The organism is Pseudomonas sp. LARHCG127 (assembly GCF_052871455.1).
In genome coordinates this window covers 19,655-40,351 of sequence record NZ_JBIXJT010000023.1, presented here as the reverse complement: position 1 = coordinate 40,351, position 20,697 = coordinate 19,655, and the positions used below count along the sequence as shown (strand labels likewise).

At 60.4% G+C, this 20,697-nt stretch carries 15 protein-coding genes and 4 tRNA genes; 6 read left to right on the top strand and 13 right to left on the bottom strand.

Translation table 11 applies throughout. The annotated features are described in order from the left end of the window. Positions 1-2 precede the first annotated feature (2 nt). Positions 3-638 (bottom strand): DUF1326 domain-containing protein, encoded by a 636-nt coding sequence (locus ACIPQ1_RS26960; protein WP_186710137.1) that lies wholly within the window; start codon positions 636-638, stop codon positions 3-5. 252 nt (positions 639-890) lie between these two features. After that, positions 891-1,853 carry an NAD(P)H-quinone oxidoreductase gene (locus ACIPQ1_RS26955; RefSeq protein ID WP_250964663.1) on the bottom strand — a complete coding sequence of 321 codons (963 nt, stop codon included), beginning with the start codon at positions 1,851-1,853 and terminating at the stop codon, positions 891-893. Between the two features lie 139 nt (positions 1,854-1,992). Between ACIPQ1_RS26955 and ACIPQ1_RS26950 the strand changes: the two genes are divergently transcribed. Together ACIPQ1_RS26950 and ACIPQ1_RS26945 are read left to right on the top strand one after the other, a co-directional pair. Beyond that, complete coding sequence (locus ACIPQ1_RS26950) at positions 1,993-4,071, top strand: carboxy terminal-processing peptidase (protein ID WP_446535078.1); 2,079 nt, start codon at positions 1,993-1,995, stop codon at positions 4,069-4,071. Positions 4,072-4,189: 118 nt separating this feature from the next. Continuing rightward, a complete protein-coding gene (locus ACIPQ1_RS26945; protein ID WP_446535074.1) occupies positions 4,190-5,977 on the top strand; it encodes a bifunctional diguanylate cyclase/phosphodiesterase in 1,788 nt (595 codons plus the stop codon). 248 nt (positions 5,978-6,225) lie between these two features. Here ACIPQ1_RS26945 and ACIPQ1_RS26940 read toward each other — a convergent pair whose 3' ends face one another. The 7 genes from ACIPQ1_RS26940 to ACIPQ1_RS26910 all read right to left on the bottom strand — a co-directional run bounded on the left by ACIPQ1_RS26940 (position 6,226) and on the right by ACIPQ1_RS26910 (position 14,280). Beyond that, complete coding sequence (locus ACIPQ1_RS26940; protein WP_250964661.1) at positions 6,226-6,648, bottom strand: hypothetical protein; 423 nt, start codon at positions 6,646-6,648, stop codon at positions 6,226-6,228. An 11-nt stretch (positions 6,649-6,659) separates the two neighbouring features. Next, on the bottom strand, positions 6,660-11,417 hold the full coding sequence (locus ACIPQ1_RS26935) for an RHS repeat-associated core domain-containing protein (RefSeq protein WP_446535073.1): 4,758 nt from the start codon (positions 11,415-11,417) through the stop codon (positions 6,660-6,662). Positions 11,418-11,603: 186 nt separating this feature from the next. Further along, entirely contained in the window at positions 11,604-12,005 is a 402-nt protein-coding gene (locus tag ACIPQ1_RS26930) for a sel1 repeat family protein (RefSeq protein WP_446535072.1), read from the bottom strand. Next, entirely contained in the window at positions 12,006-12,377 is a 372-nt protein-coding gene (locus ACIPQ1_RS26925) for a hypothetical protein (RefSeq protein ID WP_003179080.1), read from the bottom strand. Continuing rightward, entirely contained in the window at positions 12,374-12,715 is a 342-nt protein-coding gene (locus ACIPQ1_RS26920; RefSeq protein ID WP_186709869.1) for a helix-turn-helix domain-containing protein, read from the bottom strand. Before ACIPQ1_RS26920 ends, ACIPQ1_RS26925 begins: the two co-directional genes overlap by 4 nt. 102 nt (positions 12,716-12,817) lie before the next feature. After that, positions 12,818-13,273, bottom strand: a complete 456-nt coding sequence (locus ACIPQ1_RS26915) for a YkvA family protein (RefSeq protein ID WP_186709871.1) — start codon at positions 13,271-13,273, stop codon at positions 12,818-12,820. A 293-nt stretch (positions 13,274-13,566) separates the two neighbouring features. Continuing rightward, positions 13,567-14,280, bottom strand: coding sequence for an FKBP-type peptidyl-prolyl cis-trans isomerase (locus tag ACIPQ1_RS26910; RefSeq protein ID WP_030142016.1), 714 nt, complete (start codon positions 14,278-14,280; stop codon positions 13,567-13,569). 270 nt (positions 14,281-14,550) lie between these two features. Here ACIPQ1_RS26910 and ACIPQ1_RS26905 point away from each other — a divergent pair, with 270 nt between their 5' ends. Together ACIPQ1_RS26905 and ACIPQ1_RS26900 are read left to right on the top strand one after the other, a co-directional pair. Next, complete coding sequence (locus tag ACIPQ1_RS26905; protein ID WP_446535071.1) at positions 14,551-16,356, top strand: di-heme-cytochrome C peroxidase; 1,806 nt, start codon at positions 14,551-14,553, stop codon at positions 16,354-16,356. A gap of 31 nt (positions 16,357-16,387) precedes the next feature. Further along, positions 16,388-17,524, top strand: coding sequence for a catalase family protein (locus ACIPQ1_RS26900; RefSeq protein ID WP_446535070.1), 1,137 nt, complete (start codon positions 16,388-16,390; stop codon positions 17,522-17,524). Positions 17,525-17,903: 379 nt separating this feature from the next. Here the strand turns inward: ACIPQ1_RS26900 and ACIPQ1_RS26895 are convergent. The 4 genes from ACIPQ1_RS26895 to ACIPQ1_RS26880 form a co-directional block, all read right to left on the bottom strand. After that, positions 17,904-17,980: transfer RNA gene (locus tag ACIPQ1_RS26895), tRNA-Asp, on the bottom strand. Positions 17,981-17,997: 17 nt separating this feature from the next. After that, positions 17,998-18,073 (bottom strand) — tRNA-Val (locus ACIPQ1_RS26890). 175 nt (positions 18,074-18,248) lie between these two features. Further along, positions 18,249-18,325: transfer RNA gene (locus ACIPQ1_RS26885), tRNA-Asp, on the bottom strand. A gap of 19 nt (positions 18,326-18,344) precedes the next feature. Further along, positions 18,345-18,420: transfer RNA gene (locus tag ACIPQ1_RS26880), tRNA-Val, on the bottom strand. 160 nt (positions 18,421-18,580) lie between these two features. Here ACIPQ1_RS26880 and rdgC point away from each other — a divergent pair. Together rdgC and ACIPQ1_RS26870 are read left to right on the top strand one after the other, a co-directional pair. After that, the gene (gene rdgC / locus ACIPQ1_RS26875; protein WP_014339706.1) at positions 18,581-19,501 is read left to right on the top strand and encodes a recombination-associated protein RdgC; all 921 of its coding nucleotides are present in this window, start codon (positions 18,581-18,583) and stop codon (positions 19,499-19,501) included. A gap of 144 nt (positions 19,502-19,645) precedes the next feature. Continuing rightward, positions 19,646-20,611 carry a bile acid:sodium symporter family protein gene (locus tag ACIPQ1_RS26870; RefSeq protein ID WP_411385365.1) on the top strand — a complete coding sequence of 322 codons (966 nt, stop codon included), beginning with the start codon at positions 19,646-19,648 and terminating at the stop codon, positions 20,609-20,611. Positions 20,612-20,697: the final 86 nt, after the last annotated feature.

Here is a 20,697-nt window from a genome sequence, read left to right as displayed (position 1 = left end):
CGCTACGGCTCTATGCCGTGGCCAGTGAAGTGCACGTGGGCGAGGTGGCTATGACTGCCCTGGGACTGCAGCTTGAGGGCTGAATGCGTCTGGTAGCTACCGCTGGCGACTTCGGCCTCATGGAACTCGAAGCCCTCGGGCAGGGACAGGCGGACGCGATGCGGTGAGCCGTCGATCGGGCTGCGGATCGGCTCGCCGCTGGCCTGCAACACGCCTGGAATGTCCAGGTGCGCCAAGCGCTGATCGACATCGATGGATAAGGTGATGGGCACGAACAGCGGATCGAACGCTTCAGTCATGGTGCTGCTGAACACCTGGAACACGTTGGCCCCAGGGTCGCTCTCCAGCCCGGAAAGGATCGTCAACAGGGCCTGGCGTTGCGCCTCGTCGGCACGTTCATCGATGAACACCTGACAACTGCCGTTGCCCTCGTGGATGGCGCCCGGCCAAGCGAAGGTGGCGGCCCAGCACAAGCCGTCCAGCGCCACCTGATTGAAATACCCGTGTTCCACTCGCATCGACGCCACCGCCTGGCAGTGGCCGTGGGTCGGTGGCGCATTGAATTGGCAGGGGCAGCCCCAATTGCAGTTGCAGGCAATGAATTCGACGCCCTGCATGCGCCATTCGGCGATGGCCATGATCAACCTCTTCACCTGCTGGTGAAATGAAAGCTGCGGTTACCCCATCCCCATTAGTTAACGCTAGCAGGACGCGCGCATCGGATACGGGCGGCCGACCGAAGGTGCAAAGTAGGCACCCGACCTACAGCCGGCCCTGCAAATAAACAAACCTGTGGGAGCGAGCTTGCTCGCGATGGCGGTCGATCATTCAACAACGTCATTGACTGTCACACCGCTATCGCGAGCAAGCTCGCTCCCACAGGATCTGTATCAGCTCAGGCTTTCATCGATCAGCAGCACCAACTTCCCGGACACCTGGTTGGTCGCCAGCTCGGCAAACGCCGCTTCAGCATCCTTGATCGCGAAGGTCCGGGCCAGTTGCGGGCTCAGGCGTTTGTCGGCAAACAGCGGCCACACTTGTTGCCACAGTTCGCTGATCAGGTCGGCCTTGAACTGCTCGTCGCGACTGCGCAAGGTCGAGCCGAGCAGTTGGATACGCTTGCCCAATACCTGTGCCAGATCGAGTTCGGTCGTGCGCCCGCCCATCAGGCCGATCAACACCCAGCGGCCGTCAACTGACAAAAGTTTCACGTTGAGTTTGGCGTAGCTGCCGCCCACCGGATCGAGGATCACGTCGAAGGGGCCAAGGTCGTTCAGGCTCTCCAGGCCATCGGTGCGGATTACACCGCCTTGGGCACCCAGGGCCTCGCAATAGGCCAGCCGTTCGGCCGAACCGACACTGACCCAGCACGGGTTGCCAAAGGCCTTGCACAACTGGATCGCGGCCGAACCGACACCGCTGGCGCCGGCGTGCAGCAGCACTTTCTCGCCCGGTTTGAGCGCCGCCAACTGGAACAGATTCAGCCACGCGGTGCTGTAGACCTCAGGCAGCGCGGCCGCTTCAGCCAGTGACAAGCCCTCCGGCACCGGCAGCACATGCCGGCCATCGACCACCACCTCTTCGGCCATCCCGCCGCCGGCCAGCAACGCGCAAACGCGGTCGCCCACCTGCCAGGACGAGCCCGGCCCCACCTCGCTGATCACCCCCGAACATTCCAGCCCCAACACTTGGCTGGCGCCGGGTGGCGGCGGGTAAAGCCCGGCTTTTTGCAACAAATCGGCCCGATTCAGGCCGGCGGCCGCCACACGGATGCGAACTTGCCCGACATCACATGCCGGACTTGGCTCATCAGCCCATACCACTTGGCCTTCAACGCCTTGCAATGCTTTCACGGTGCCTCCATAGTGAGTCTCGACTGGGCCCGCTGCTTCAACGCCGGGCTTTCTTGCATTATGCGCCCGGGCCACATGGAACCGGCGACTTCAAAGACGGCCTAATATGCGTTATCAATTGTCCCTGCGTCGAATCAGCATGAAGCACCTGTTCCCCAGCACCGCCCTCGCGCTCGTCATTGGCCTCGGCCTGTTACCGTTGTCGAACGATACGTTCGCGGCCAACAGCTGGGACAAGCTTCAGCCCGATCGCGACGAAGTGATTGCCAGCCTTAACGTCGTCGAATTGCTCAAGCGCCATCACTACAGCAAGCCACCGCTCGATGACGCGCGCTCGGTCATCATCTACGACAGCTACTTGAAGCTGCTCGATCCATCGCGCAGTTACTTCCTGGCCAGTGACATCGCCGAATTCGACAAGTGGAAAACCCAGTTCGACGATTTCCTCAAGAGCGGCGACCTGAACGCCGGGTTCACCATCTACAAACGTTACCTGGACCGCGTGAAGGCGCGCCTGGACTACACCCTGGCCGAACTGAACAAAGGCGTCGACAAAATCGACTTCAATGCCAAGGAAACCTTGCAAGTCGACCGCAAGGACGCCCCTTGGCTCAAAAGCACGGCCGAACTCGATGACCTGTGGCGCAAGCGCGTCAAGGACGAAGTGCTGCGCATGAAGATCGCCGGCAAGGATTCCAAGCAGATCCAGGAAACCCTGACCAAGCGCTACAAGAACCAGTTGGCGCGCCTGGACCAGACCCGCGCCGAGGATATTTTCCAGGCGTACATCAATACCTTCGCCATGTCCTACGACCCGCACACCAATTACCTGTCGCCGGATAACGCGGAAAACTTCGACATCAACATGAGCCTGTCCCTGGAAGGCATCGGCGCGGTGCTGCAGAGCGATAACGATCAAGTGAAGATCGTGCGCCTGGTACCGGCCGGGCCTGCCGACAAGACCAAGCAGGTCAGCCCGGCGGACAAGATCATCGGCGTCGCCCAGGGCAACAAGGAAATGGTCGATGTGGTCGGCTGGCGCCTGGAGGAAGTGGTCAAGCTGATCCGCGGCCCGAAAGGCTCGGTGGTGCGCCTGGAGGTCATTCCGGCCAGCAATGCGCCGAACGACCAGACCAGCAAGATCGTGTCCATCACCCGTGAAGCGGTGAATCTGGATGACCAGGCAGCGAAGAAATCGGTCCTCAACCTCAAGCAGGATGGCAAGGACTACAAGATCGGCATCATCGAGATCCCGACCTTCTACCTGAACTTCAAGGCGTTCCGCGCTGGCGATCCGGACTACAAGAGCACGACTCGCGACGTCAAGAAGCTGCTGACCGAACTGCAAAAGGAAAACGTCGACGGTGTCGTCATCGACCTGCGCAACAACGGCGGCGGCTCCCTGCAGGAAGCCACCGAGTTGACCAGCCTGTTCATCGACAAGGGCCCGACCGTGCTCGTGCGCAACGCCGATGGCCGAGTGGATGTGCTGGAAGACGAAAATCCGGGCGCGTTCTACAAGGGGCCGATGGCCTTGCTGGTCAACCGCCTGTCGGCGTCGGCCTCGGAGATTTTCGCCGGCGCCATGCAGGACTATCACCGTGCGTTGATCATCGGTGGCCAGACCTTCGGCAAAGGCACCGTGCAGACCATCCAGCCGCTCAACCACGGCGAACTGAAGCTGACCCTGGCGAAGTTCTACCGGGTGTCCGGCCAGAGCACCCAGCACCAAGGCGTGCTGCCTGACATCGATTACCCGTCGATCATCGACACCAAGGAAATCGGTGAAAGCGCCCTGCCCGAAGCCATGCCATGGGACACCATCCGGCCAGCGATCAAACCGGCCGTGGACCCGTTCAAGCCGTACCTGGCCCAACTCAAGTCCGACCATGACGCGCGCTCGTCCCAGGACGCGGAGTTCGTGTTTATCCGCGACAAGCTGGCCCTGGCGCAGAAGTTGATGATGGAAAAAACCGTCACCCTCAACGAAGCCGACCGTCGGGCGCAGCATGCCGACATCGAGGCCAAGCAACTGGCCATGGAAAACCTGCGTCGCAAGGCCAAGGGCGAAGAACCGCTCAAAGAGCTGAAGAAAGAAGACGAAGACCTGATCACCGAGCCGGAGAAAACCAAGCCGGAAGACGACGCCTACCTGAGCGAGACCGGGCGGATCCTGCTGGATTACCTGAAACTCAACACGGCCATCGCCAAGCACTAAGATGATGGCCATTTAATGGTGATGCTCGTCGGAGTGTCATCAAACTGACATCAGTCTGTCGTGAAATACAGGACTGGGTGCCCCGCACCCGGTCCTTTTTTTATCGCCAGAGATTGCCATGACCACGACAGAACAGCTGGGTGCCTTGAGTTCGATCCTGGCTCAAAGCGGTTTGCACAGTCTGTTCCAACCGATCATCTGCCTTTCCGAACGGCGCATCGTGGGCTATGAAGCCTTGACCCGAGGCCCTTCCAACAGCCCGCTGCACTCGCCCATCGCGCTGCTCTCGGTGGCCCGTCAGGCTGGACGCCTCAGTGAACTAGAACTGGCCTGCCGCCGCAGCGCCTGCCAACGCTTCAATGAGCAAAAGCTGCCGGGCAAGCTGTTTCTCAACGTTTCGCCCGAGTCCTTGCTGGAATCCGCGCACCAGACAGGACGCACGCTGCAATTGCTGCAAGACTTCGGCATTGCCCCTAGCCAGGTGGTGATCGAACTGACCGAACAGACCCCCATCGATGACTTCCAGCTCTTGCAAACCGCCCTGCATCATTACCGGGCGATGGGTTTCTCGATTGCCTTGGACGACCTCGGTGCCGGTTATTCGAGCCTGCGGCTGTGGTCCGAATTGCGACCCGACTATGTGAAGATCGACCGGCACTTCATCGATGGCATTCATCAGGACGCCCTCAAGCGCGAGTTCGTCGGCTCGATCCTGAAAATTGCCCGGGCTTCCCGCGCCCAGGTGATTGCCGAGGGCATCGAACTACCGGAAGAACTGGCGGTGCTGATCGAAATGGGCGTCGATCTGGTCCAGGGCTATCTGCTGGCCCGGCCCCAGGAACAACCGTCCCGCGATGCCAGGGCGCTGATGCCCCGGCAGGACAGCGGCGTGGTGGCAATGAATGATGAGGTCAACGACCTCGGTGCGCTGCTCAACGAACAACCGGCGGTGGCTCACGACACGCCGACAGCCTCCGTGCTGGAAGCGTTCCGGCGCCAGGCCAATCTCAACTCCCTGGCGGTGCTGGACAATCAGAATCAGCCCTGTGGCATCGTCCATCGCCATTCACTCTCGGACGCCTTGCTCAAGCCCTTTGCCACCGACCTGTTCGCCCGCAAGCCCATCAGTCGGCTGATGAGCGATGACTTCCTGGCGGTGGAGTTGAACCAGTCGCTGCAACAAGTCAGCCGCCTGATCACCAGCCGCGCCCGGCAACGCATCGAAGAAGATTTCATCATCACCCTCAACGGCGGCTACCTGGGCCTGGGCCGGGTGATCGACGTGCTCAAGCTCATCACCGAACTGAAAATCCAACAAGCCCGCTACGCCAACCCGCTGACCCTGCTGCCGGGCAATGTGCCGATCCAGCAATGCCTCACGCGCCTGCTGCAACAACGGCAGGAATCGGTGATCTGCTACGTCGACATCGACAGCTTCAAGCCCTTCAATGACATCTACGGCTACGGTCGAGGCGACGAAGTCCTGCTGTGCCTGGCCCAATGCCTGAACGAACGCATCGACCCCAGCCGCGACTTCGTCGGCCACATCGGCGGCGACGACTTCCTGCTGGTCCTCGGCCCGGACGACTGGCGCAAGCGTCTGGACCAGTTGCTCAGCGACTTCCAGACCCACTGCCGCCGCTTCTACCGCCCCGAGCATTTGGAGGCGGGATGCTTTACGGCGTTGAATCGGCAGGGGATTAGGCAGGAGTTCGCGTTGTTGTCATTGTCGATTGGCGTGGTGCACTTGCGTGCCGAGGCTTGTGGGGAGTTGGATGCCAGCCAGTTGGCGGAATTGGCTTCGCAGGCCAAGCACCATGCCAAGGAGATTTTGGGAGGGAGTGTGTATTTGGTGGAGGGTTTGGCTGAGCGGGAGGTTGTGGTGGAGTTGGGGTTGTCGGTGTAAGTGAGTCCCGCATTGGCCCGAACGCCTGGCGCTAACCCTGTGGCGAGGGAGCTTGCTCCCGCTGGGCTGCGAAGCAGCCCTAAAAACAACCCACTCGGTCAGTCAGACACACCGAGGCGTCGGTCAGAAGAGGGGGCTGCTGCGCAGCCCAGCGGGAGCAAGCTCCCTCGCCACAAAAGCGGTTTGGTGGTGCAGTAGGAACGATCATATCTCCACCTTTGAGACAAATCCCCTTATCGGCAATTCTGCTATATATAATCCCAAGTAGATCTGTCCTCAGATTCAGCTTTGCGAAGATCATCCGCCCATAGCTCACTTGCCAGTCTGTATATATCTTCAAAAAAAATTCTTGGGTCGTTCATTGTGTCCCACCCGTCGGGTAGCGATGAGCACTCCTGACAATCATGTTCTAGTAAAGTCTGAAAATCATAATCGCTGTCTTGCAACGCTTCTTCTAAACTTTTATACAATGCAAATTTTTGCCTGTACGTTATTTTCCATTTTTTAGACAGCGAGTAGTTTAAGATTAATATCTCTCGATCCGCTGGGCTGTTGGGGTCATATTTTTCAAGCTCTTCCCCTAGCGTTTCTTCTCGATCATATATATCAAAACAACCCAAAAAATACGCAGGCGTGGGTATATATGGCTGGCCGGTGCTTGGATCGATCACTTTATTACTTCCTATTTTATTGGATACAGTGTAAATGGAATTTCGGTATCCCGATCAAATTTCATTTCTATACGGTTCATGTCAACCAGTTTTGGATTGGTTGGATCCTTGGAGTTTGGAATGTATCCTTTCCCCGCACCCGGTAGATCTGCCCGTAGATATTTGCTTCCGCTTTTGTCTACCAGCAGTTCATGCCCGCTATTTTTTTTTGCAATTGCTAACTCATAGGCCTTTAGCTGTAACTCCCAACTATTAAACCTTGAACTTGGATTCCCCTTCCTATGCGAAGGGGTTCTACCAGTTAAGGGATCTGTACCATCAATGGCTCGCTGCTTCCACACTTGGTCTGGAACCGCAAGGCTATGCTTACCAACCATATGCATGCCTTGCTCCCGATCTAGACGCCTGACTTCTTTTTCGGCCAACTCAGCGGCAGTCGGCTTGGGCAGCGCCGGCTCACCCTCATCCACCCCAACCTTCGCCGCCGGATCCTGATCCCCAACCGCCGGCCTACACCCACCCTTCCCCGGACAATCCACCAACCCCAACGGATCCACCCACCCCGTCGGGTTCAGGGTGTACCGGTACCCATTGAGCCCACCCACCAACTTGCTCGGATCAGGCGTCAAATAGCGGCCAGTCTCGGGATTGTAGTAGCGGTGCCGGTTGTAGTGCAGGCCGCTTTCGGGGTCGAAGTATTGGCCTTGGAAGCGCAGCGGTTGCTCAAGCTGTTCACCGTCACCGTGCGTGAGTGCGGTGACTTTGCCGTAGCCGTTGTAGCGCGCCGACCAGACGATCTGGCCGGCGGGGTTAGTCAGTTCCTGGGGCGTGCCCAGGTGGTCGAGGTGGTAGTAGAACGGCGCGGCTTTTTCCGGGCCTTCACCGTCGAGCATCGCCAGTGGACGGAAGGTGCCGGGTTCATAGACGTAGCTGCGGTGGTGGCGCGGGCTGTTTTCGGCGACGAGCTGGTCGCCCTGCCAGAAAAATTCCGTGGTCAGGCCGTCCACGGTCTTGCTGATGCGTCGGCCGAAGGCGTCGTAGCGGTAGGAGGTTTCGCAGCCGTCGGCCGTGGTGATGCCGACCAGGCGGTGTTGGCTGTCGTAGCGGTAGGCGCTGACCAGGGACTCGCCGCGGCGTTCGCGGATCAGGTTGCCGAAGGCGTCGTAGTCGTAGTGGCGGTCGCCCTCCTTCAGCAGGCGGTTGCCCTTGAGGGTGGTCGGGCCGGGGCGGTCCTGCATCAGCAGGTTGCCGGCCGGGTCGTGGCTGAAGTGTTCCGGCGGTTCGCTGTGGGAAAAGTCGATGCGGGTCAGGCGATCTAGAGAATCGTACTGGTAGCTGCGGCGGCTTCGGTGGTCGGAAAGGGTTTGCAGGTTGCCCTTGGGGCTGTAGGTATAGTCGCGCCAGAGCAGTTGCTGCTGTGGGTTCTGCCACACGGTCTGGGCCTTGAGGCGGCCCTGTTCGTCGTACCTGTAGTCACTGAGCAACTGGCCTTGCTGGCGTTGTCGTTCGCGGTTGCCGTCAAAGCGGTGTTCGGTCAGGCGCGCGCCGTTGAGGTCGATGGCGGTCAGTACACCGCCTGGGGCGTGGTGGTAGTCGAGTTGGCTGTCGTCCGGCAGGCGCAGGTGGTTGAGGCGCCCGCAGGCATCGTAGCGATAACGCAGGGTGCCCCAGCCCTGATGTTCGCTGATCAGGCGGTCCTGGGCGTCGTATTCGAAGGCCAGCGGATGGTCGCTGCCGTCGTCGACGTAGACCAGCCGGCCCAGTTCGTCGTAGCGGTATTCGATGGCCTGGCCGTCGGGCAAGGTCTTGAGTTGCAGCCGCCCGGCCGCGTCGCGCTGGTAGCGGGTGACCCATTGCGAGCCGTCCTCGCCGTGCTCGGTTTTCTCCAGCAGGTGACCGTTGAGGTCGTAGGCGTAGGCGGTGCGTTGCCCGTCGAAGCCGACTTGCTGTCGGATCAAGCCGTTGGGCGTGTAGTCCAGCTGATATTGTTCGCCGGATTCGTTCTCGATCTCGGTCAGCAACAGCCGCGCCGAGTCGTAGCGATACTTCAGCTCGCTGCCGTCGGGGTTCAGGCGACGACTGACCAGGTGCAGGTCATCGGCGTATTCGTAGCGGGTGGTCCGGCCCTGCTCGTCGCGTTCGGCGATGACCTTGCCGTAGGCGTTGTAGCTCCAGGCCCGGATGGCGCCGGTGGGCAGGGTCACTTGCAGCAGTCGGCCGACGGCGTCCCATTGGTAGTGCGTGAGGGCGCCGTGTTCGTCCCGGCGGCTGAGCAAACGTCCCAGGGCATCGTAGGAAAAATGCCGGTGACCGCCGTCGGGCAGGATTTCTTCAGTCAGTTGGCCCAGGCGACTCCAGGTGAAGCGATGTTCGCCGCCGTCCGGGTCATACTTCGCCAGCAGTTGCCCATGGGCGTCGTAGGCATATTCCGTACGCTGGCCGTCCGGGTCGATGCTGGCAATCACATCACCGTGGTCATTGCGCCGGTAGGTCCACACCGCCTTGCCACGGGAACGGGTGTGCAGGAAACCGTTGCGGTATTCGTAGGACGTCGGCGCTTCATCTGGAGGAATCAGCGCCAGCAGCCGTCCGACGTCGTCGTAGCGGTATTCACGGACCGCCCCCAGCGGGTCCTGTTCGGCGATCAACCGGCCCTGTTCGTCATAGGCCTTGAGGTGTTCGCCGCCGTCGGGCTCGACCTTGCGCACCAGCCGCGCCCGGTCGTCGTGGACATACACCTCCTGGCTGCCATCCAGGTGCCGGACCGTGACGCTGCCGTCCTCGCCCCAGGTGTAGCGGCTGTCCATCTGCGCAAACGAGGCCCAATGCCGTACGCAACGGGACGCCGGCCCGACGCCTTGCCACTCCCAATAAAAACTCGCCCCGCCGGCCAATTGCCGCTGGAGGATGACGTGCTGGTCGTCGTAGTCGTAGCGTTCGCTTTCTCCGGCGGCATTGGTCGCTTCGATCAGTCGGAAACGTCCGTCGTAGCGGTAGGACACCAGCGTCTGCTCGGTCCGCCAGGCTTCGTCGAGGGTGATGGCCGGGTGGAAGCTCTGGTAGTCGACGGCGATCAGGTGGCGCTGTTCGTAGCGCAGGCGCAGGGAACGCCCGGCGCCGTTGTCCAGGCGGCAAATGTCGCCGTGGATGTTGCGCTGGAGGGTCAGGCGGTTGTCGTAGCGGTCGCTGAGGGCGATCAGGTGGCCGTCGCGAAAGTGCAGGAACGGGGCGTTTTCGCCGGGTTGGGCGACGATCAGTTCATCCGGCTCGCTGCCTAGGTAGATCGCCGCCCGGGCCAGGCTGTTGTGGATCGCCGGGCGCTGGGTGGTGGGCAATGGAAAGAGCGTGCGACGGTTTTCCTGGTCGACCCAGGTGACCTGTTCGCCGTCGAGTTCCAGGCGATGGGCCAGGGCATGGCGCCAGCCGCGTCCGAGGCCGACGTCCAGGTCGGCGGCGCTGGTGCGGTACAAACGGGTAAAAACGAACGGCAAACGGCCGTCGAGGGTGCCATCGTCGAGGGTCAGCAGCTCTTCACCGGTGACCATCGACACCGGGCAGCCGCTGGTCTGGGTCTGGGCGGCGGTGTCGGCGCTGTCGCCGTTGGGGTTTTTCGATTGGGCGGGGGCGTCGTCGTGATGTTCGTGTTTTTTCAGCGTGGTATGGCGCTGCGCATCCCAGCGCAGTTGCATCCGACCTTTTTTTATTCCCGCCGCGATGCCGCGTGCCGCCACGGTTTTGTAGCGGTCCACGTAGGTCATGAAGCCGTTGACCATCGCGAAGATCGCACGGATGAAACGTTGCAGGGCACCCAGCAGGTGCACACCTACATTCCCCAGGCGCATCGACAGATAAGCGATACCGGCCCCCGCCCCGGTGAAGGTCAGGACGACACCGATCAACAGATCGATCAACAACTGCACCGTCACCCTCGACAAGGCTTCGGCCGTGTCACCAGCAATCTCACTGGGCGGCAGCATGTCCAGCCAGAGACTGGCGGTGCGCACCAACAGGCACAGTGCCGCTTCGTCGCTGGTCAGCAGCTGCAGCCTGGCCATCACTTGCGGCGTGTCCTGAGCCAGTTTTTTCAACTGATCAGCGCTTTCGCCCAACCGATCAACAAACTGACCGGGATCCTTGAGGATGTCCGAGAGCAAGCTGATGCTGTCCCACACACTTTCAATCGCTGCCCAACTGCCAGCGAGCAACCCGTTCCCCACCGCAGCCGCCGACGTCGCCAAGGACTGCTGCGCCCATCGCGGCTTGAAACCTTGCCACTCGCCGCGTAGCCAGTCCGTCAGATCACCGGCCAAGCCATCGTAGGAAGAAAACAAGTTCTCTATTTGCTTGGCAGACACCTCGCCCTGAACGTGAACCCGATAGGACTGGCCCGCCTCCCCTGTGAAGGTCCCCAGGCCCTGGGCGTCCAGAGTGACCGGCGTAACCTCGCCGCCCTCCACCGCCACCACATCCACCACGATGTCGCCCAAGGGGATGTCGTACACCGACTCGAACTTGCTCTCGATCGTCATCACGCCGCCCTGGGGGCACTGGACGACCGTGGAGAGAAAATCATCGTCACGGGTGCCGACGGCAGTGGTGCTGTCGCCGAAGCGGATCAGCCGTTCCATGCCCATCAGCGAGGGCAAGTCGGCCGCGTGGCTGGCCCGGTCCGCCGCCCGGCTGTACCAGCGCTCAAGCTGCTCGCGGTAGACCGACAAGGTGTCTTTGAAGCTGTCGAGTTCCTGCTCGATACGGCTAACCTGCTCCATCAGGACAGGGCTCGCTCAAGGGCCGGCAGGAAAAAACGGTCGAACATGGGCAATGTCTCGCAGCACTCAAGGAGCGCGAGACTGTGCCGGGGATGGCGGAGGAATTAAGTCAGGGGAACGGGACAAAGGATGTAGGGCGATTCGCTAAATTCGCCCGACTGCACCACGAATAGCCTGTGGATAACGCTAAGGGTCGCGGGCTTCGAGGGCCTTGAGCTTGATCTCGGCCAACGGATGCCCGGCTTTCGCCGCCAAGGTCCACCAGCGTGCCGCTTCGAGCGGGTCCGGCGCCTTGTTGGTGGTACCGGCCAGGCTGATCACGCCGACTTGGTAGGCGGCCTTGCCATCACCGGCCAGTGCCGCCAGGCGCAGCAGGCGAACCCCTTCTTCACGGGCGCCCAACCCTTGGCCGCGAAAGGTGAGGATGTGCCCGTAGAAACTTTGCGCACCGACATCGCCCAGGTTGGCCATGCGCGAGAACTGGCCCTCGAGCCAGGCCCAGCCACGTGCCTGGCGGACGAACCAGGGCCAGTGAAACAACCGACGCGCCAGCCAATAACCAAGCCGCGCCTTGAGTCGCCAGAGCACTCAGGCCTCCGCCGACTCGGGGTATTCGTATTCAAACACCCGGACCACTTCCGAAGCGTGCCAGGAAGCGGCGGCCACCCCATCGGAAGGCCCGGAAAAGCGGCCCAGGCGTTCTACGCACTCGAAGAACCCCGTACGCGGCAACCGGCTCGCGCCCTGGCTGATCACCAGGGAACTGCGCAGTGGCTGTTCTGCCCGGGCGTCCAGCGCCGCCAAATGCTCAAGGGCCGCGGTCAAGGTCTGCATGGCCGGGCTGGGGAGTTGCAAGCGCTCCAGCAAGGCGCGGTAAGTCAATAAATGGCGCTGGCGCCGCGCCTGGTCCAATTCACCTAACAACCCATCCCAATGCTGCCGACTGATGCGTACGCTCACGATTCTTCCCTCCAACCCGGCACCGTCAACTCCCAGGCCAGACTGCGCCGAATCGCGGCATCGGGCTGTCGCTCGCCGCTCTCGATCAAGGCCAGATAAGACGGGCTGATACCTACCGTGCGAGCCAACGCCTCAATGGCGATGCCCTTTCCTTCGCGCAAACTGCGTAACTGATCCAGGCCAGGGAGAACCTGGTCGGGTGCCGCCGCGTGCCGGACTGTCGCTTCGCGCGGCGGAGCTTGATTGACACCTGCTGCTTTCAACAACGCTTGGTACTGGTCCCACGGCAAAACCGCGTACTCGGGCTCTCCGTCACGTGTGATTATTTGAATATCCATGTCTACCCCGTAGGACAACAACACTTAGCGAGTCAGCCTTTTTCCTTGGAAGTGTAATCCTAAATGCCGGCTAAGGTCGCGGGGTGATGCATTCTCAGGGGATCAGGGCTTTTTCTGACCTTGGAGCTGGAGTTGTTCCGGAGTGTCGGGAAGCCTTTCGACTTTGGCCAGCGTCTCGGGTGACTGTCGATAACGCCAGGCGCGGAATGCCTCGAGCTCAACGTCGAGGGTTTTCATGATCCAGGCCAGCACCGCGATGTCATCGAACATGCCAAACATTGGCAAGAGGTCTGGAATGGCGTCCAAGGGGCTGAGGAAGTACATGAGCCCCGCCACTATCGACAGCATCGACTTGGCGCTGACCGCGCGGTATTCGCCGCGCCAGTAGGCCAGGCACAAGGCCTGCAACAGGCGCAGGTCCTCCTTGAGCTTGCCCAGCCGCCCACCCTCTCGGGCACCTTTGCTGGCGACGGCGAAGAGCAATGTCGGCAATCGACCGCGGGCCAACAGGCGGCCTGCCAAGGGCAGAAATCGCGCAAAATTCCACGGGGCCTTCATTTTTTCTCCCACTGAAATGTTATCCACACAAATTGTGGATAACCTTGTGAACAGAGCTGCATTTCACCGCTGAAGCCCCCGTTCCATAAGGGCCCGGCTTAGATCGGGCGTTTTTTACTCACATAAAAAAACCCAATATTTCATTGACTTGACCAGCCGACTGCGTCTAGCACAGCGCCTGTAATGCCTATGACTATAGCGTGCGCCGGGCGTTCGTTTTTTTGCCATCTTGCCGCCGCCCAGATGCAACAACGCCCCGCATAAGCGAGGCGTTGTCGTTATAACAGACGCGGTTACTTGGCTGCGTCTTCTTTTGCCGGATCCTTGATCGCCAGCAGCTCCAGGTCGAACACCAGGACCGAGTTGGCCGGGATGGCCGGGCTCGGGCTCTGGGCGCCGTAGGCCAGGTCGCTCGGGATGTACAGCTTGTACTTCTCGCCGACGTGCATCAGTTGCAGGCCTTCGACCCAACCTGGGATCACGCCGCTGACCGGCAGGTCAATCGGGCTGCCACGCTCGACGGAGCTGTCGAACACGGTGCCATTGGTCAGCTTGCCGGTGTAGTGAACGGTCACTACGTCGGTCGGCTTAGGCTGCGCGCCATCGGCTTTCTTGACCACTTCGTACTGCAGGCCGGAAGCGGTGGTGGTGACACCGGCTTTCTTGCCATTTTCTTCGAGGAATTTCTTGCCGGCGGCTGCCGACTCTTCGCTCATCTTGGCCATGCGCTCTTCGGCACGCTTTTGCAGCGCGGCAAAGGCTTCGACCAGTTCTTCGTCTTTCAGCTTCTGTTCTTTCTTGCCGACGGCATCTTCGATGCCCTGGGCAACCGCTTTGGAGTCCAGGTCATCCATACCTTCCTGAGCCAGGCTTTTGCCCATGTTCAGGCCGATACCGTAGGAAGCTTTCTGCGCCGGGGTTTTCAGCTCTACGCTGGTCTGCGAGTCGCAACCCGCGAGTACCAGGCCAACCAGGGCTACCGCCGCCGCCAACCGATGCTGTTTCATGCTATTTCCTTGTTCATGCGCCTAAAGGGCAATCGAGTAAAGCCGCGAGCTTATCAGGCGGCCACGACCAATGGCTACCGGCATGTGAGCCGCAAAGTGATGATAAGTTCAGGTCCGCAAACGCTTTTTAATCCCAGGCAAATGAAGCATCTGTCATCCGTTACGCACAGGGACACCTCGCCGCTCCCCCACAGGCCGGGGCTACTGGCCACTTGCCCGCCGCGCAGCGCTGAGGCATAAGGGCATATCAAAAAAAACAAGGACGTTACCGTGCGCCTCCTCTCTCGCATTCTCTTGCTGCTCCTCGCGCTGCTGATCGTCGTCGTGGCCGTGGTGCTTTATTACGTCGCCAATCCCCGGCTGCCGTTCTATGAGCCCATCCAACAGGTGCATTACCTGGATCAATGGAGCGCCGCCGAACGCCAGACCTATTACTTCACGCCCCAGGGCACCCAGGTCAAAGGCCTGCGCTACGACTGGTTCACGGCCCTCGAACTGCCGTTTTCGCAACAACGCTTCGCATCGCCGGAGTACTTGGCGCGCTTTGGCTTCCTGATCGATCCGGCCCAGAAAGCCACGCCTGAGAATCCCGGCAATCTGCCGGTGGGTTTCACCCGGCACCAGAACGCCGGCAGCGCCGACCAATTCCTCGATATCACCTGCGCTGCGTGCCACACCGGCGAATTGCGCTTCAAGGGCCAGGCGATACGAATCGACGGCGGCTCGGCACAGCACGTGCTGCCTTCCAGCGTTCCTACGCTACGCGGTGGCAGTTTCGGACAGGCATTAGTCGCCAGTCTGGCATCTACGTACTACAACCCTTGGAAATTCGAACGCTTCGCCCGCCAAGTCCTGGGCAAGGACTACGACGCCCGCCACGAGGACCTGCGCAAGGCGTTCAAGGACTCCCTGGATACTTTCCTGCGGGTGGCCTGGAACGATACCCATCGCGGCCTCTACCCCACCGAAGAAGGCCCTGGCCGTACCGACGCCTTCGGCCGTATCGCCAACGCCAGCTTCGGCGACGCCATCTCGGCGGAAAACTACCGGGTCGCCAACGCGCCGGTGGACTACCCACAGTTGTGGGAAATGTGGACCTTCGACTGGGTGCAGTGGAACGGATCGGCCCAGCAACCGATGGCCCGAAACGTCGGTGAAGCGCTGGGAGTCGGCGCCACACTGAATTTTTTCGACGCCCAGGGCAAACCGCTGCAGGGCGACGCGCGATACCCCTCCAGCGTGCGCGTGCGGGACTTGAACAAGATCGAAGAGACCCTGCAACTGCTCAAGGCGCCCGTGTGGCCGGAAGCGTTGCTGGGCGCGGTCGATAAACCGCTGGCCGCCAAGGGCCGGGCCCTGTTCGTCGAAAACTGCGCCGGCTGCCATGTGCCCAAAGTGGTCCAGGGGCCCGACAGACCGGTACAGCAGTTGCACATGCTGCCGGTGAAAGTGATCGGCACCGACCCGGGCACTGCCAATAATATTGCTGATCACCGTTACGACCTGACCAGCCTGCAGTGGGACCCGGCCGAGCTGGCGAAGCTGGAAGTGCAACTGCACCCGACCCCGACGGAGCCGCTGGACCTGAGCCAACTCTCGGTCGCCAAAGGCTTGGCCTACGTCACTGCCTTCGTCGAAAACCGCGCTTACCGTGACGCCGAGGTCACCCCCGCCGAACGCCCGGCCCTGGACGGTTTCGGCCTGCCCATCGGCGTCCGTGAATTGCGCGCCTACAAGGCCCGACCTTTGGCGGGTGTCTGGGCCACGCCACCGTTCCTGCACAACGGCTCGGTGCCGACGATTTATCAACTGTTGTCCCCCCAGGCTGAGCGGGCGACCACCTTCTATAAAGGCAACTTCGAATACGACCCACGCCATTTGGGCTATCGCACCGAAGCCTTCACTAACGGCTTTAACTTCGATACCCGGATTACCGGCAATCACAACAGCGGCCATGAATTCCGCGCGGGCGAACGCGGCAACGGCGTCATTGGCCGCCTGCTGCAACCGCAGGAACGCTGGGCCTTGCTGGAGTATTTAAAAGTGCTGGGCGGGCCACTGGAGTCGCAACTGTAATGATGAACCCCACCGGTAAAAGGATGTTGGCATGTTGATCACGCTCTGGCTGCGCCTCGGCGCCTTTTTGGGCAAGACGCTCCTATGGCTGCTGGGCATCGGGTTGCTCGGCTGGGCACTGTCCTCGGCCTGGTTTGCCTGGCAACACAGGGGACCTGTCCCGGACAAGGAACAGGTGGCACCCGGCGAAACCGCCATGACCCAGGACATCATCCAGACTGCGATCCGCATCGTCGATCAGCACCGCGAAGGCACACGCTATCTGCGTGATGCCCATGCCAAGGCGCACGGTTGCGTCATGGCCGAGGTCCAGGTGCAGAGCGACCTGCCTAGCCCGTTGCGCCAGGGGGTGTTCGCCGAACCGGGCAAGACCTGGCAGGCCACGATCCGCCTGTCCAACGGCAACGCTTATCCGCAATTCGACAGCCTGCGCGATGCCCGGGGGATGGCAATCAAACTGCTGAACGTGCCCGGCAAGAAATTGCTGGCGGACCGGCAATCATTCGGCGAGCAGGATTTCGTAATGTTCAATCATCCGAACTTCTTTGTCAGCGATGTCGCCGAGTACCGTCAGAATGTGGCCGCTCAGGCTGACGGGAAGAAGGCGATGGCTTTTTTTCCGAGCCTGGACCCGCGCACTTGGCAGATTCGGCATCTGTTCATCGCTTTGGCGACCCTCTCGCCGGCTCCGGCCAGTCCGACCCAGACCACTTATTTCTCGGTATCGCCTTATAAGTTTGGCGAGGCCAACGCCAAGTTTCGCGTCGCGCCGGATCCGGACAGCTGTCCAAGCTATACCCTGCCACCGCAGAATCAGGATTTGCCGAATTTCTTGCGCAGCGCGCTGAACCAGCAGTTATCCACAGACCGGATGCCGGCGTGTTTTGTCTTGCAGGTCCAGCGTCAGGATCCGAGCAAGTACATGCCGATCGAAGACACCAGTATTGAATGGCAGGAAAGTGATGCGCCATTCGAAACCGTGGCGCGCATTAAGGTGCCGGCTCAGGATTTTGATACGCCCAAGTTGAATCTGGCTTGTGATAATCAGTCGTTCAATCCTTGGTTTGGGATTGAGGCGCATCGGCCGATCGGGGGGATTAATCGGTTGCGTAAGGCGGTGTATGAGGCGGTCAGCGATTATCGGCATCGGCGGAATGCTGAGCAGTAGACGGGGGGGGTTGGGTGTATATCCGTTCCGCTATCGCGAGCAGGCTCGCTCCCACAATGGGTCTGCGATGAACCCAAGACTCATGGACGCCCGAGATCACCTGTGGGAGCGAGCTTGCTCGCGATGAGGCCAGACCATCCAGCACCTTCATCGACTATGAAACCGTGGTGGGCTTGAGCGCTTTGGTTACTTTCGACTGGGCCGGCTTCCGGGCTCTTCAAAGTGACCCGCCGCCAGGGCGGAACCCTAAGTCGCCGTTACTGCAGCAACAGAAACACACACAAAAAAAGAGAACAAAAAAAACGACGCTCTCCCCTCGTAAAGGAAAAGCGTCGTTTCTAGTAGCCACCTGGCGTTCAGCATTCCAGGTAACCGAATATGGCGCAGCGGACGGGACTCGAACCCGCGACCCCCGGCGTGACAGGCCGGTATTCTAACCGACTGAACTACCGCTGCGCGTAACATTGAAAGTTTGGTGGGTGATGACGGGATCGAACCGCCGACATTCTGCTTGTAAGGCAGACGCTCTCCCAGCTGAGCTAATCACCCTTCACTTTCGATGCGGGGCGCATTCTCTCACAGTTTTTTGTAACGTGCTGATTTAATTAGCAAATTTAGCAAAAAACATGAGCAACACACACCGCGGGAACTGCAAACAGCAAAAAGCCCGCGTGAGCGGGCTTTCCGTGGTGACCTGGCGTTCAGTGTTCCAGGTTACCGAATATGGCGCAGCGGACGGGACTCGAACCCGCGACCCCCGGCGTGACAGGCCGGTATTCTAACCGACTGAACTACCGCTGCGCGTAACACGTTGAGCGAATGGTGGGTGATGACGGGATCGAACCGCCGACATTCTGCTTGTAAGGCAGACGCTCTCCCAGCTGAGCTAATCACCCTTCGCTTTCGGTGTGGCGCGCATTCTACGGAGCACTCTTTAAGCTGGCAAGCACTTTTTAAATTAATTTTTTCAGGCCTTCCAAAGGCTTAGCGAAGGGTTGGCCTATGGCGCCGCGAAGAGAATAATGCCCCCCTTTGTATAAAGGAGAGACTCACCCCATGTGGTTCAAAAACCTGCTTATCTATCGCCTGACCCAAGATCTGCCTTTTGATGCCGAGGCGTTGGAAACTGCACTGGCCAGCAAACTGGCGCGTCCATGTGCAAGCCAGGAGTTGACCACTTACGGTTTCGTCGCGCCGTTTGGCAAAGGCGAAGACGCGCCGCTGGTACACGTCAGCCAGGACTTCCTGCTGATCGCCGCGCGCAAGGAAGAACGCATCTTGCCGGGCAGCGTCGTGCGCGATGCCCTGAAGGAAAAGGTCGAAGAGATCGAAGCCGAGCAAATGCGCAAGGTCTATAAAAAGGAACGGGACCAGCTCAAGGATGAAATCATCCAGGCGTTCCTGCCCCGTGCGTTCATCCGTCGCTCGTCCACCTTTGCCGCAATCGCGCCGAAACAGGGCCTGATCCTGGTGAACTCGGCCAGCCCGAAACGCGCCGAAGACCTGCTGTCGACCCTGCGCGAAGTCATCGGCTCGCTGCCGGTACGCCCGCTGACGGTCAAGATGGCCCCGACCGCAACCATGACCGACTGGGTCAAGACCCAAAAGGCCGCGGACGACTTCTTCGTTCTGGATGAATGCGAACTGCGCGACACCCATGAAGACGGCGGCATCGTGCGTTGCAAGCGCCAGGATCTGACCAGCGACGAAATCCAGCTGCACCTGAACACCGGCAAGGTGGTGACGCAATTGTCGCTGGCCTGGCAGGACAAGTTGTCCTTCGTGCTCGACGACAAGATGGTGGTCAAGCGCCTGAAGTTCGAAGACCTGTTGCAGGACCAGGCAGAGCAGGACGGCGGCGACGAAGCGCTCGGCCAACTGGACGCCAGCTTCACGCTGATGATGCTGACGTTCGGCGAGTTCTTGCCGGCGCTGGTGGAAGCGTTGGGTGGTGAAGAGATTCCCCAGGGGATCTAAAAAAGCAACGGGTTACCCTTGTGGGAGCGAGCTTGCTCGCGATAGCGGTATGACAGCCACCAAGATGTTGACTGACACTCCGCTATCGCGAGCAAGCTCGCTCCCACATTAGTATTCGGTGTTCTTAATAATAAGGATCAGGTCATGCGCGCATTGGCTGCATTAAGCCGCTTCGTCGGCAACACCTTCGCTTACTGGGTACTGTTTTTCGCGGTACTGGCTTTCCTGCAACCGCAATGGTTCGTTGGCCTGAAAGTCGCCATCGTGCCGCTACTGGGCCTGGTGATGTTCGGCATGGGCCTGGCATTGAAGCTGGAGGATTTTGCCGAAGTCGCCCGCCATCCAGGACGCGTAGCCCTGGGGGTGGTTGCCCAATTCGTGATCATGCCCGGTACGGCGTGGTTGCTTTGCCAAATATTCAGCCTGCCGCCGGAGATCGCCGTCGGCGTCATTCTGGTGGGTTGCTGCCCGAGCGGTACATCGTCCAACGTCATGACCTGGCTGGCGCGCGGTGATTTGGCCTTGGCCGTGGCGATTTCCGCCATCACCACCCTGCTTGCTCCGCTGCTGACCCCTGCGCTGATCTGGCTGCTGGCCTCGGCCTGGTTGCCGGTGTCGTTCTCGGCGTTGTTCTGGTCGATCCTGCAAATCGTGCTGGTGCCGATCGCCCTGGGCATCGTCGCCCAACGCCTGTTGGGTGCCCGGGTTCGTCATGCCATAGACGTGCTGCCACTGATATCCGTGGTGAGCATCGTGATCATTGTGGCGGCGGTGGTCGCGGCCAGTCAGGCGAAGATCGCCGAATCCGGCCTGCTGATCATGGCCATTGTGATGCTGCACAACAGCTTCGGTTATCTGCTGGGGTACTTCACCGGGCGTTTGTTCGGCTTGCCGTTGGCCCAGCGCAAAACCCTTTCATTGGAAGTCGGCATGCAGAACTCCGGCCTCGGCGCGGCGCTGGCGAGCGCGCACTTTTCGCCGCTGGCGGCGGTGCCCAGTGCGCTGTTCAGCGTCTGGCACAATATTTCCGGAGCCCTGCTCTCGACGTACTTCCGGCGCATGAGCGAAAAACAGGACCGCGAGCTACTTGACCGTCAAGCGGCAGACTGACCGAGCGACTTGACCAAACAGTCAGCATTGGGCACTCTTGCGCCCAATGCGGGGACGACCCCGCAACTCCAAAGAGTTCACTATCC

Coding starts and splice junctions, on each gene's coding strand:
- ACIPQ1_RS26960 (WP_186710137.1), bottom strand. CDS start 638: ATGGCCATCGCCGAATGGCGCATGCAGGGCGTCGAATTCATTGCCTGC.
- ACIPQ1_RS26910 (WP_030142016.1), bottom strand. CDS start 14,280: ATGAAACAGCATCGGTTGGCGGCGGCGGTAGCCCTGGTTGGCCTGGTA.
- ACIPQ1_RS26915 (WP_186709871.1), bottom strand. CDS start 13,273: ATGAAGGCCCCGTGGAATTTTGCGCGATTTCTGCCCTTGGCAGGCCGC.
- ACIPQ1_RS26935 (WP_446535073.1), bottom strand. CDS start 11,417: ATGGAGCAGGTTAGCCGTATCGAGCAGGAACTCGACAGCTTCAAAGAC.
- ACIPQ1_RS26870 (WP_411385365.1), top strand. CDS start 19,646: ATGCGCGCATTGGCTGCATTAAGCCGCTTCGTCGGCAACACCTTCGCT.
- ACIPQ1_RS26945 (WP_446535074.1), top strand. CDS start 4,190: ATGACCACGACAGAACAGCTGGGTGCCTTGAGTTCGATCCTGGCTCAA.
- rdgC (WP_014339706.1), top strand. CDS start 18,581: ATGTGGTTCAAAAACCTGCTTATCTATCGCCTGACCCAAGATCTGCCT.
- ACIPQ1_RS26900 (WP_446535070.1), top strand. CDS start 16,388: ATGTTGATCACGCTCTGGCTGCGCCTCGGCGCCTTTTTGGGCAAGACG.
- ACIPQ1_RS26950 (WP_446535078.1), top strand. CDS start 1,993: ATGAAGCACCTGTTCCCCAGCACCGCCCTCGCGCTCGTCATTGGCCTC.
- ACIPQ1_RS26920 (WP_186709869.1), bottom strand. CDS start 12,715: ATGGATATTCAAATAATCACACGTGACGGAGAGCCCGAGTACGCGGTT.